The organism is Martelella sp. FLE1502, from assembly GCF_053484255.1.
Window position 1 is genome coordinate 1 of the sequence record NZ_JBAKFQ010000079.1, and the last position, 236, is coordinate 236.

Annotated in this window: 1 pseudogene; it reads right to left on the bottom strand. The window is 69.5% G+C overall.

Annotated elements, in window-relative coordinates:
- Nucleotide 1: 1 nt before the first annotated feature.
- Nucleotides 2–236: pseudogene (locus V6767_RS22755) on the bottom strand (N-acetylglutaminylglutamine synthetase); the annotation flags it as partial.

Below are 236 nucleotides of genomic sequence, written 5' to 3' on the forward strand. Positions count from 1 at the left end.
CTCAGCCGGCGACGCTGAGCGGAAAGAGCAGGTCGATGAAGCGCTCGGCGGTCGGCTGTGGCTCGTGATTGGCCAGGCCGACGCGCTCGTTGGCTTCGATGAAGACGTACTCCGGCTGGTCCGGCGCCGGCACCAGCAGGTCCAGGCCGACCACCGGGATGTCCAGCGCACGGGCGGCGCGCACCGCGGCATCACTCAGCTCCGGATGCAGCTGAGCGGTGACATCCTCCAGCGTG